At 65.6% G+C, this 10,325-nt stretch carries 11 protein-coding genes; 5 read left to right on the top strand and 6 right to left on the bottom strand.

What is annotated here, in order from left to right; genetic code table 11:
- Positions 1–590 precede the first annotated feature (590 nt).
- On the top strand, positions 591–1,967 hold the full coding sequence (gene dnaB / locus A5773_RS20635; protein WP_066950837.1) for a replicative DNA helicase: 1,377 nt from the start codon (positions 591–593) through the stop codon (positions 1,965–1,967).
- Between the two features lie 156 nt (positions 1,968–2,123).
- Here the strand turns inward: dnaB and A5773_RS20630 are convergent, their stop codons facing one another.
- Positions 2,124–3,155, bottom strand: coding sequence for a fused (3R)-hydroxyacyl-ACP dehydratase subunits HadA/HadB (locus A5773_RS20630; RefSeq protein WP_067266487.1), 1,032 nt, complete (start codon positions 3,153–3,155; stop codon positions 2,124–2,126).
- A gap of 138 nt (positions 3,156–3,293) precedes the next feature.
- On the opposite strand from A5773_RS20630, the gene A5773_RS20625 reads away from it, so the two are divergent.
- The gene (locus A5773_RS20625; RefSeq protein ID WP_066954738.1) at positions 3,294–3,614 is read left to right on the top strand and encodes a DUF1330 domain-containing protein; all 321 of its coding nucleotides are present in this window, start codon (positions 3,294–3,296) and stop codon (positions 3,612–3,614) included.
- A 46-nt stretch (positions 3,615–3,660) separates the two neighbouring features.
- Here the strand turns inward: A5773_RS20625 and A5773_RS20620 are convergent, their stop codons facing one another.
- The 3 genes from A5773_RS20620 to A5773_RS20610 all read right to left on the bottom strand — a co-directional run bounded on the left by A5773_RS20620 (position 3,661) and on the right by A5773_RS20610 (position 5,872).
- On the bottom strand, positions 3,661–4,047 hold the full coding sequence (locus A5773_RS20620; RefSeq protein WP_066954742.1) for a hypothetical protein: 387 nt from the start codon (positions 4,045–4,047) through the stop codon (positions 3,661–3,663).
- A gap of 200 nt (positions 4,048–4,247) precedes the next feature.
- Positions 4,248–4,958 (bottom strand): hypothetical protein, encoded by a 711-nt coding sequence (locus tag A5773_RS20615; RefSeq protein ID WP_156659593.1) that lies wholly within the window; start codon positions 4,956–4,958, stop codon positions 4,248–4,250.
- On the bottom strand, positions 4,955–5,872 hold the full coding sequence (locus A5773_RS20610; RefSeq protein ID WP_067792350.1) for a hypothetical protein: 918 nt from the start codon (positions 5,870–5,872) through the stop codon (positions 4,955–4,957). The genes A5773_RS20615 and A5773_RS20610 overlap by 4 nt, the downstream gene beginning before the upstream one ends.
- A 185-nt stretch (positions 5,873–6,057) precedes the next feature.
- Here A5773_RS20610 and A5773_RS20605 point away from each other — a divergent pair, with 185 nt between their 5' ends.
- Positions 6,058–7,050 carry a glycoside hydrolase family 6 protein gene (locus A5773_RS20605; RefSeq protein ID WP_156659603.1) on the top strand — a complete coding sequence of 331 codons (993 nt, stop codon included), beginning with the start codon at positions 6,058–6,060 and terminating at the stop codon, positions 7,048–7,050.
- A gap of 15 nt (positions 7,051–7,065) precedes the next feature.
- Here the strand turns inward: A5773_RS20605 and A5773_RS20600 are convergent, their stop codons facing one another.
- Positions 7,066–7,893, bottom strand: coding sequence for a mycofactocin-coupled SDR family oxidoreductase (locus A5773_RS20600; RefSeq protein ID WP_067792347.1), 828 nt, complete (start codon positions 7,891–7,893; stop codon positions 7,066–7,068).
- A gap of 211 nt (positions 7,894–8,104) precedes the next feature.
- Between A5773_RS20600 and A5773_RS20595 the strand changes: the two genes are divergently transcribed.
- A complete protein-coding gene (locus A5773_RS20595; RefSeq protein WP_066954813.1) occupies positions 8,105–9,022 on the top strand; it encodes an LLM class F420-dependent oxidoreductase in 918 nt (305 codons plus the stop codon).
- Positions 9,023–9,041: 19 nt separating this feature from the next.
- Positions 9,042–9,281 (top strand): hypothetical protein, encoded by a 240-nt coding sequence (locus A5773_RS20590; protein ID WP_156659601.1) that lies wholly within the window; start codon positions 9,042–9,044, stop codon positions 9,279–9,281.
- Positions 9,282–9,327: 46 nt separating this feature from the next.
- On the opposite strand, the gene A5773_RS20585 is transcribed toward A5773_RS20590, so the two are convergent.
- Entirely contained in the window at positions 9,328–10,179 is an 852-nt protein-coding gene (locus tag A5773_RS20585; protein WP_066954801.1) for a LysR family transcriptional regulator, read from the bottom strand.
- Positions 10,180–10,325: the final 146 nt, after the last annotated feature.

The following is a 10,325-nucleotide window of genomic DNA, read 5'->3' as shown; positions in this document are numbered from 1 at the left end:
GCGTCCCGCTCCGCCGCCGTCCCCGTCCGCCCGGGCGCTCTGGGCCCCCCCGCCTACACCCCCCCCCCAGTTCGCCCGGCGCGGGGGGGGGCGTTGCGGCGCCCCCCCCCGGGCTCAGTTGTGCTGCGGTCACGCCGCCTGGCGTCAGGGCGGATGGTCGCGGACGCGCGTCCTAGCGAACTATCGCCACGGGGTGTTCGGCGGACCCTATTTACCCTGCCGTAACGCTGCGAAAATATGGCCGAAAGCCAACACGCCCGGCGCAGTAACCTGCGACGACACGCCGTAGAGATTCTTGTCCACACGATTTTCATCGCGTTACATGGCCCTTAACAGCACCGATGTCAGAGCCCCTTGAGTTCATACACAGGTTCTCCACACCCCACTCAACACAGGTGTCGAAGGATATGCACACACGATGCACAGGTTCATGAACAGCGGCCCTTTTACCTACTAGCTAGCAACGTCTAACGTCGTCCCGGCGCGAGGCGTGCGAGTGCTGTGGGGCGAAAGTGTCGGCTCCTTGACTTACGCTGACGAGAGCGGTTTTCGAATGTACGTTCGGATGCGTGGGAGGGGAGGAGGGATCCATGGCGGTCGTCGATGACTTGGCGTCGGGCATGGATTCGTCGGCGCCCAGTGAGGACTTCGGCCGTCAGCCACCGCAGGATCTCGCGGCGGAGCAGGCGGTGCTGGGCGGCATGCTGCTGAGCAAGGACGCCATCGCCGATGTGCTGGAACGGTTGCGGCCCGGCGACTTCTATCGCCCCGCGCATCAGAACGTCTACGACGCCATCTTGGACCTATACGGCCGCGGCGAGCCGGCCGACGCGGTGACGGTAGCCGCCGAACTGGACCGCCGGGGGATGCTGCGCCGCATCGGCGGGGCGCCATACCTGCACACCCTGATCTCGACCGTGCCCACGGCCGCCAACGCGGGCTACTACGCGACCATCGTGGCCGAGAAGGCGCTCCTGCGCCGGCTGGTGGAGGCCGGCACGCGCGTCGTGCAGTACGGCTACGCCGGGGCCGAGGGCGCCGACGTGGCCGAGGTCGTCGATCGCGCGCAGGCGGAGATCTACGAGGTTGCCGATCGGCGCACGACGGAGGATTTCGTCCCGCTGGAGGATCTGCTGCAGCCGACGATGGACGAGATCGACGCCATCGCTTCCAACGGCGGCGTGGCGCGTGGGGTGCCGACCGGATTCACCGAACTCGACGAGGTGACCAACGGTCTGCATGCCGGGCAGATGATCATCGTCGCGGCTCGTCCCGGGGTGGGCAAAAGCACGCTTGGACTGGATTTTTTGCGGTCCTGCTCGATCAAGCACCGGTTGGCCAGCGTTATTTTCTCGCTGGAGATGAGCAAGTCCGAGATCGTCATGCGGCTGTTGTCGGCGGAAGCGAAAATCAAACTCTCCGATATGCGTTCCGGGCGCATGAGCGACGACGACTGGACGCGGCTGGCACGGCGGATGAGCGAGATCAGCGAGGCGCCACTGTATATCGATGACTCGCCGAACCTGACGATGATGGAGATCCGGGCGAAGGCGCGCCGGCTGAAGCAGAAGGCCGACTTGCGTCTGGTCGTGGTCGATTATCTGCAGCTGATGTCGTCGGGAAAGAAGGTTGAGTCGCGGCAGCTGGAAGTCTCGGAATTCTCGCGCCAACTCAAACTGTTGGCCAAGGAGCTCGAGGTCCCCGTTGTCGCGATCAGCCAGCTCAACCGCGGCCCCGAGCAGCGCACCGACAAGAAGCCGATGCTGTCCGACCTTCGTGAGTCGGGATCGCTGGAGCAGGACGCCGACATGGTTATCCTGTTGAACCGCCCGGACGCGTTCGAGCGCGACGATCCGCGCGGAGGAGAGGCGGATTTCATTCTCGCCAAACACCGTAACGGCCCGACCAAGACCGTCACGGTCGCGCACCAGCTGCACTTGTCGCGGTTCTCCAACATGGCGCGGTGACGCGCAGTCACTCGAGTACACCATCTCGTCGAAACGACTGCGGGAGAGCAAATCTCGTTATCCCGGTACACGCTCACGGCTAAAGCCACCCGTGCACCGCGCCGGACCCCAACGTGGTGGCCTTCGTCGCTGCCCCCCGCGCCGCGGGGCGGCCATTCAGCGGAAGCGGATGTTCAACGTCGCCAAACCGAAGATCTTCCGGCCACCTGATTTAGCGCCGACGATGATCACACCGGCGCGGGCCGCCGGGTCCAACGACTTAATCCGGCCGCTGTACTCGATGTCTGCACCGCCCGCGGCCGACACGATTGCGGGCTGCGACAAGCGCACTGCATAGCGGGTAACCGCACCGGGGTCGCCCGACCATGCGGAGGCAAACGCGGCACCCAAACCCATGGTGAGCATGCCGTGGGCGATCACGTCGGGCTGCCCCGCCAGTTTGGCGACGTTCTCGTCCCAGTGCAGCGGGTTGGCGTCGCCGGCCACGCCGGCATAGTTCACCAGGTCGCCGCGCGACAGTCGGGCGTGGTGCACCGGCAGCTCATCGCCGACCTTCAGGTCATCGAAGGAGAGCGTGCCCGGGACGCGTTGCGTGCCACCTTGGGCTATCCGCACGTCGGCCTCGGGACGTTCCGTTTTGCGGTATGCGGCTTCGGAGGTATCGATTCCGGCGAGATTCACGTCGTGCATCACGACGTTCTCCGCGGCACTCAGCATCGCTGGATCGACATCGTCCGCGGTGACACCGACGACGGTGGTGTGCATGGTGTGCACCCGTTCGCCGGCCGAGTCCGTGAAGGTGTTGGTCACGGTGATCAAATCCCTGCCCGCGATTCTGCGCACCGATGACAGCTCAACGTCAGTGTGCAGTTCATCGCCGGCCACGATCGGCCGATGCTGCTCGAAGACTTCTTCGGTCTGCAGGTACATGTCGTAACCGACGACCACCGATTCGAACAGGTGCCGGTTGGCGACCATGCCGGGGATCGACGTGAACGTCAGCGGCGCAACCAGGCCCGAATATCCGAGCTTCGCGGCGGCCGCGGCATCCCAGTGCGCGGGGTGATAGTCCTGCACCGCGCGGGCATACTCGCGCACCTTCTCAGCGGCGACCCGGTAGCTGTCGTCGACTCGGTAGTAGTGGCCGACGCGCGATTCGAGCGTTGCCTTCTCTGCTGCTGCGGTCATGAATTGCTCAACTTTTCTATCGACCGGTTAGCGGCGGCCGACCAAGGCACCCTAACGCGCCGACATCCAGCCGGTAACGCCGCTGTGGAGCACCGGCCACCTGCCGGCGCGTTATCCGGCCCCGTAACGTCTGCGACCATGACCGTTTATGCCCTGAACCTTTTCGATATCGCCGACGCCGACGAGTACCGCGCATACTCACGCCGGTCACCCGCCGAGGTGGCGAAGCACGGCGGTCGCGTCGTCGCGCTCGGGAGCTTCCAGCATGCGGTTGTCGGCGACATCGAGCCTCGGCAAGTGCTGATACTTGTGGAATGGGAATCGCGAGAGGCGTTCGACAGCTATTGCAACGACCCGGAAATCGCCGATCTGCATCCGCATCGCGAGAACGGATCATCGGGATACATTTGGCACCTATTCGACCGCCTCGACGACCTCAGGCCGATCCTGAACCGGTGATTCGCGGCTTATCAGCCGAAGCCGGGAACGCATCGAGGGGTCGGCACTACAGCTGATCCTTCGCGGGTGCACAGACAGTCCACCGGCCTTCTTCTTTGCGGAAGTACATCGTCTGCGATTCGTTGTCCTGGAACATGAGGTTTGCAGACGCCGCGTTGCCGCGCACCACGACAGCCCCGATCTTGAATTTTGGTTTGGCCGCGTTGGCCACCTCGCCTCCCGGGTCTGCTGCGGAATCCAGATACGGCTCGGCTTCCTCGCGGCACATGAGGCCGGCGATTTCTTGCGGATTACCCTTGCTGACCGATTCGGAGAAAGCGTTGATCAACGCCTTGATCTTGGTGGGGTCGCTGTTGTGGTAGTGGTGGTACGCCGCGATGGTCGCAATGCCGCCGCCGACGGCGATCACGATGACCGCCAGCGCGGCATACAACCAGCCTTTTCTACGCCGACGCGGCGGCCCAGGCTGGGGTGGCCCCCACCAGCCGCCCGCGGGCGGGGCCCACGGCCCGGGGAGCGGTGGGGGCGCCCCATATACCGGTTGCGGTAGGGGTGGCGGCCCATAGGGCGGCTGCGGCGGCCAGGGTGCTCCGCCGTGCGGGTTACCGTGATAGGGCGTTGTCATATTGGGGCTCAGGCGATTTCATCGAATTGGGCGGTCATCGTCTCATCAAGCAGTGTGCCGAAATCCTCTGGATCCTCGGGCACCCCGCCGTAGACGGTGACGGCCTGCCCCGGGGGAAGGTCAGGTGAGAGGCACACGTGTGAGTCCGCGGTGGTGGCCAGGAGCAGCAGGCGCGTGGGGTCTACCGCGTCTCGCGGCCAGTTGGATTCCGGTAGTCCATCTGGGCACCCCAGGTATTCGGCGTAGGTCTGCAGGTGCCGAGGTTGAATGGGGCCGTTGGACATCCAGTCGGGACCGACGAAGCCGGCGTGCGCCTCGCGGTAGAAGCGGCGCACGGCATCGGGGATCGCTTCGGCGAACCGCAATTCGGTGGTCTTGCACAGCGCTGGGTCCCAGCCGATCCAACAGACGACGTGCCGCCGGCCGGCATCGTAATGCTCGACGGCGTAGACCAGGACCGCTTCCCCCATGACGTGGCCGAGTCGGACGTCAGCGAGTTCGGTCTTGAATGCGTGGGCGAAGGTGGGCACCAGTTCCAGGAAGTCGCTGTTCCACAGCGACATTGCGGCCGCACACCGGGCTTCCGCCGCATCGGATTGCGCGATGGGCCGCCAGCGTTCGGGCACATCCGCGGTGCGTCCGATTTCGGCGAGGATGACCGGCTCGGCGTGCGCGACACTTCCGAGAATGGTTTCGATTTCCGCAATTTCCACTGTCATCGGCTGGGCGGGAGTGTCGTGAGCAACTGGTTGATCAGGTCTTGCAACGTCGCGCGGGTGTCATTCTCCAGTTGTATCTGCTCCTGGACCCACTTGGGGTCGGCGTCACCGATCCTGGCGATGCTGTCCGAATTCTTCATGCCATTGGCATAGGCCGACAGCCACTGCAAATTTCGTGGTGAGTTGGCCACCACGTACATGTATTCGGCGGGCAGGTTGAGGAAGCCGGGCACGTACATCAGCTGAGCGATCGGAACAATATGGTCCACGACAACCGCAGGCCGCGAGGGATCGCTCGCCATGCCCGGTATCGGCGCGCCGTTGCGCGCCGGGTCGGGAGTGCCGACGCCCGGTTTGGCCTGCCCCTGCAGTATCAGATCATCGGGCCAAGGCCCCTTTTGACGCAGCTGCTTGAAGACTGGCTGCATCGGGGGAGCAACCGCTACCCCGCCGAGCGAATTCCTGGGCGGCGGCGCAGGCGGCGCATAACCCGGCGGCAGGCCAGCCTTCGCGGCGTTGATCTTGTCGATCCTGTCCTGGGAGGGTCTGGGCAGCGTTCCGTGGTCGGCCAATTTGGCTATGGCTGCGGCGCAATTGTTGAGGTTCGCTTGCGCCTGACTGCCGCGAGCATTCAGTTGGGCGGCTTCGGCATCGTAAGCGTCGGCGGCTGCCTGCTCCCTAGGCACGACGAAGTCATGGGGCTGGGCGTTGTGGCGGGCGATCTCGGCATTGACCGAATCGAGCGCCCCCTGCTGCGACTCACAACCCTGCGGAGGCCCCGGCGCGGCAGCACCGGTCGCCACGGACATCCCACCCGTAAGGCCGAAGAGGAACAGGACCGCGGCCAATATGAAGACCAGCGACCGGACAACCGCCGGCAGCCCCACCCGACTCATCGGCTCGTCACGCTTCATCTCGATGCGAGGTTACCCATTTTATGCCGCCCACCCGCGGTGACTTGCTTGCCGAAGGCCGCGAGCGCTTCGGTCGCCGGGTCAAAGGGGTCGGGGTCCGCTGCCATTTTTTCGGCGCACCTCGACAACGTCGCGCGATGGACATCGATTCGCGATCAACGCGTCGAAGCACTACTTTTCCTACCGTGATCTCGTCAGCTGCCAGTGCCCTCGCGCGGTGTGTTGCTCCCGTCCTGACCGTTGCGGCCGTCGCCTGGCTGGGCCCGCTGCATGTCGGCTCCGCCCCGGCGGTGCGCTTGGCCAGTGACGGCGACCCGTTGGCCGGAGCGCCGTTCTACGTCAATCCCAATTCGGCAGCCATGCGCGCCGCCCAGAGCGCCGACCCGCCGAGCCCCGAGTTGACCGCCATCGCCAACACACCGCAGGCGTACTGGATCGTTCCGGGCCCATCGGCTGGCACGGTCGGAAAGTACGTTGGCGATGCGAACGCTGCCGGCGCCATCCCCGTCCTGGCGATCTATGGAATCCCACACCGTGACTGCGGCAGCTTCGCTGCGGGCGGAATGGGCTCGGGCGCCGACTACCGAGGCTGGATCGACGGCATTGCATCCGGTGTGGGTGCCTCGCGGGTGGCGATTGTCGTCGAGCCCGACGCACTCGCGATGGCCGATTGCCTGTCGGCCGATCAGCGCCAGGAGCGCTACGACCTGGTCCGCTACGCCGTTGACACGCTGACTCGGGATCCGAACGCGGCCGTCTACGTCGATGCCGGTCACCTGCGCTGGCACAGCGCCGAGGACATGGCAGGCAGGCTGAAGCAAGCGGGCGTGGATCACGCGCGCGGTTTTAGCGTCAACACCGCGAACTTCTTCACCACCGAGGACGAAATCGGCTACGGGGAAGCGATTTCCGGGCTCACAAATGGATCGCACTACGTGATCGACACGTCGCGCAACGGCGCCGGCCCAGCGCCGGACTCCGAGCTCAACTGGTGCAACCCCAGCGGCCGGGCGCTGGGCACGCCGCCCACCGCGGCCACCGCGGGCGCCCACGCCGACGCCTACCTGTGGATCAAACGTCCCGGTGAATCCGACGGCTCGTGCGGCAAAGGTGACCCGGCCGCGGGCACCTTCGTGAGTCAGTACGCCGTCGATCTGGCCCGCAAAGGCGGGCAGTAGCCGCCTGCCGGGACGTCAGATCTTCAAATACCCCTTGTCGGCTGGGATTTGGGCGGCGGTGACCAAGGACGACGCGTCGCTGGCCAGCCAGACCACGATGTCGGAGATCAGGTCGGGCGCCGCCAGTGAGTCCGTCGGCAGCGCGCCCGGCGAGAAGCTGTGGATGTACTGCGGATGGTCCTGGAAGACCTGGTACATCGACAGGTCGTTACCCATCGGGGTGTCAGTGCCGTACGGGTGCACCGAGTTGACGCGGATACCGAACTCGCCGAGCTCGACGGCCAGCGAATTGGTGAGCCCGACGACGCCGAATTTGCTTGCGCAGTAATGTCCGCAGCCCGGGACGGCTTTGATCCCCGCCGCGGAACTGATGTTGATGATCGATCCGCCGTTACCAGCCGCGATCATCGGCGGCACTACGGATTTCATGGTGTTCCACAGCCCGGTGAGGTTGGTGTCGATGGTTTCCTGCCATTGTTGGGGCGAAATCTCCCATACCCGGCCCCAATTCAGCACGCCGGCGTTGGCGACGACGATGTCGAGTCGGCCGAACTGTTCGATCGCATTCGCCACGACCCGCTGCTGGCCGGCCAGGTCGCGGACGTCCACCTCGGCGACGAGCATCTTGCGGCCCTCGCCCTCCACCAGGCTGACGGTCTCGGCCAGGTCCTCGGGGAGCGCGGGGGGATAGCCGTTGTGTTCGGCGACCGGCGCGCACGCGTCGATCGCGACGATGTCGGCGCCGGCCCGGGCCAGTCGGACGCAGTGGGATCGGCCCTGGCCGCGGGCGGCCCCGGTCACGTAGGCGACTTTGCCGGCGAGCGGGGCGAAGGGATCAATCATGCCGACAACTCCTTAACGTGCGGCGCTGGCTCAGACTGGCCGCCGGAACCGGCTTGTCGTCCCGGAGAGCCTCCACCGGCATTTGCGCAGATTAGCGATATGTGTTCAAACCGGTCAACGCTTCGTCGGGCGTATGACGTCACGTGTGCAAGTTTTCGATCCCGGCGATGCGATCGGAATGACCGGCCGGGTGGCTCGGTTGGTTGTCGGTATGCCCACCGGAATCATCCTCATGGCCCGCCCGGATGCTGCCAACCTGGTTGACGACGTGATCGACCAGGCCCGAGAAGCCTACGGGCACGGCGTCACCCAGGTGTGGTTGCCTCAGCAGCAGAACTACGACGCGATCACGCTAGCGGCGCTCGTCGGGGCTGCGGTCCCCGGACTGGGGGTGGGCACGTCGGTGGTGCCGATCAACCCGCGCCACCCCCTGATCGTCGCCTCGTTGGCGCAGACGGCACAAGCCGCCGCGCACGGCAACTTCAGCCTCGGGCTTGGGTTGGGTGCCCGCCAGATCGAACGCCAGGCATTCGGCATGGACTGGTCGAACACCATCACCCGATTACGGGAGCATCTGACGATCCTCGGGTCGGTGTTCAACACCGCCGGCGTCGACTTTCACGGCAGCGAACTCAGCGCAGGTCCGACCTGGCCGGTGCAGGTCGCCGGTGGAACGCCGATCCCGGTGTATGTGGCCGCGATGGGCCCAAAGGCGTTGCGGGTCACCGGCGAACTTGCCGACGGAACACTGCCCTATCTGGCCGGGCCCCGCACGATCGGCGAATTCATCGTGCCGGAGATCACCAGGGCGGCGGCCGATGCGGGTCGTCCCGCGCCGCGCATCATCGCCGCCGTTCCGGTGCTGTTGTCCGAAGATGTCGAGGGAGGCCGGGCCATCGCCGCGCAACAGCTGAGCCTTTACGAGAGCATCCCGTCGTATCGCAACGTAATCGCCAGGGAAGGACTCGCCAGCGTCACCGAGCTCGCCGCCATCGGACCCGAGGAACGTGTCGTGCGCCAGCTGCGCCGTTATCGCGATGCGGGCGCCACCGACGTGGTGATCAGCCCGATCGACCGCTCAGCGTCTGTGGACCGCGCAGCGTTATGGAGGCTTACCGCCGCGTTGTGAACCGCCACCAGGCGGACTGGTGGCTGCCTGCCGGCGGTTGTCGCAAGGTTTCGAGCCCACGGCCTTCGAGCAGGGTCCGACGCTGGGCGGGCAGTCGGCGCCGTCGAACGAGTGCACCGGATGCCCGGGCAGGTACACCAACAGCAGTCGCATTTTGACGGCCTTCAGCCACCTCGATGACGACAGCGACATCGTCTACCAACCGAACCGCGGCGTCCTCGATTACCTGCATCGCCATGCCGCACCTCGAATCACCTGACAGAGAAGGAAATACGGTATTGGGAGGCGGCGCAGCAAAGCTGCGGTTAGTCCGTGGCGGCCAGCACGTCACGCACTGCACCGTCGACCGTGCTCAGCAGGTCCGGGTCGATGCCTGCTCGGCCGCGAACCAGAACCGATGCGTTATTGGCCGGCGGCAGTCCCTCGGCCGGGCACAGGCCGTCGGGCAGCTTGCCGATCATCGGCAGCAGCGCCACCCCGAGCCCCGACCGCACCGCCGCGTACAACCCGGAAAGATCGCCGCACTCGGCGGCGATTTCATAGGCAATACCGTGGCTTTCGAGGATGGCGAAGGCCGGCTCACGCAAGGTGCACGGCTCGGAGAAGATCACCAGTGGCAGCGGTTCTCGTGCGGGAACGGCCAACGTTCGCGCCGAAATCCATTGCAGCCGAACCAGTCCAGAGGCATTGGCGCGGTCCAAGCCCGCCCCGTCGAGCATGATCGCCAAGTCGACCAGTCCGCGTTCGATCGAGTCGGCCAGGGACACGTTGCGGTCCAGCCGGAAGCGCACCCGCCGGTCGGGGAGTCGATCGCGCAGCGCGCCGGTCAGTCCGGACAGCATCACGTCCGCGCCGTGCTCGGTGGCCCCGATCGTCAGGAGCTTTGGTTCGGTGGCGCCCAGGTCGTCGAGCGCTGTGTCGTGCGCGGCCAATATCGCGCGGGCATGCCGCAGCGCCCTCAGGCCCGTCTCGGTGAAGACGATGCCACGGCCGGAGCGCTGGATCAGCGGCTGGCCGACGACGGTCTCGACTCTGCGGAGGTGCTGGCTGACCGCGGACTGGCTCAGATGCAGCGCCGCGGCGGCGCGGTGAAACCCGCCGCAGTCGGCGACCGCGACGAGGCTCCGCAGCGGCGCGATGTCAAGCACCTGGGCCATAGGCGCACCATAGTCCGATTAGCAATCTCGATCAATTGATACGGCCCTCATACGTATTTCGATAACAGAACTCGCACACCGATAAGACAACGTGATCAATCGCGATCAGCAATAATCGTTGGACCGCGGGGGTCGGCCTGGGCCAG

It is taken from the genome of Mycobacterium sp. 852014-52450_SCH5900713, from assembly GCF_001667075.1.
Taxonomy (GTDB): domain Bacteria; phylum Actinomycetota; class Actinomycetes; order Mycobacteriales; family Mycobacteriaceae; genus Mycobacterium.
The sequence above is the reverse complement of the archived record's forward strand: the minus strand, read 5'-3'. Positions and strand labels throughout refer to the sequence as shown.

Coding starts and splice junctions, on each gene's coding strand:
- dnaB (WP_066950837.1), top strand. CDS start 591: ATGGCGGTCGTCGATGACTTGGCGTCGGGCATGGATTCGTCGGCGCCC.
- A5773_RS20630 (WP_067266487.1), bottom strand. CDS start 3,155: ATGACCGCAGCAGCAGAGAAGGCAACGCTCGAATCGCGCGTCGGCCAC.
- A5773_RS20625 (WP_066954738.1), top strand. CDS start 3,294: ATGACCGTTTATGCCCTGAACCTTTTCGATATCGCCGACGCCGACGAG.
- A5773_RS20615 (WP_156659593.1), bottom strand. CDS start 4,958: ATGACAGTGGAAATTGCGGAAATCGAAACCATTCTCGGAAGTGTCGCG.
- A5773_RS20610 (WP_067792350.1), bottom strand. CDS start 5,872: ATGAAGCGTGACGAGCCGATGAGTCGGGTGGGGCTGCCGGCGGTTGTC.
- A5773_RS20600 (WP_067792347.1), bottom strand. CDS start 7,893: ATGATTGATCCCTTCGCCCCGCTCGCCGGCAAAGTCGCCTACGTGACC.
- A5773_RS20595 (WP_066954813.1), top strand. CDS start 8,105: ATGCCCACCGGAATCATCCTCATGGCCCGCCCGGATGCTGCCAACCTG.
- A5773_RS20585 (WP_066954801.1), bottom strand. CDS start 10,179: ATGGCCCAGGTGCTTGACATCGCGCCGCTGCGGAGCCTCGTCGCGGTC.